This window comes from Vibrio sp. M260121, assembly GCF_036533715.1.
Lineage (GTDB): Bacteria > Pseudomonadota > Gammaproteobacteria > Enterobacterales > Vibrionaceae > Vibrio.
The window spans coordinates 1-408 of sequence record NZ_JATABF010000131.1; the positions used below are offsets into that span (position 1 = coordinate 1).

The 408-nt window shown below is 48.8% G+C and carries 1 pseudogene; it reads right to left on the reverse strand.

The features are described from left to right. A pseudogene (locus QTO06_RS25605) lies at positions 1–363 on the reverse strand (phage minor head protein); the annotation flags it as partial. Positions 364–408 lie beyond the last annotated feature (45 nt).

The following is a 408-nucleotide window of genomic DNA, read 5'->3' on the forward strand; positions in this document are numbered from 1 at the left end:
CGCTTCGGTTTGGCGATAGGTTTTGCTGTCTGCAGGTATCATTGACGACAGCGCATCAATGGCTTCTTGAAATGGTACAGGGTCAACGGCAAGGGTAATGGGTGCGTTGGCCAGCTCGATGTTGGCATCGATTTGTTTGATGATATGCACTTGGCCCAGCAACCAACTCACCATCATCGAGTTAGTGTACGTTGCAGTGTATGCGCTCATGAACGCATCGATGTCGACATTACCACTTTTGATGGCATGAGTGATTGCGCTGGACAATTTATTGGCCGTAAAAGAAAGCGCCTCATTTTCGAGGCGCTCCATTTTGGTCAGGTTGTCTTTTTCAGCGCGCTCCACGTCTGTTAGAACAGCCATAGATGTTTCGCCTCCGTTGGGTCGGATAATTGAATGGAACTGTCT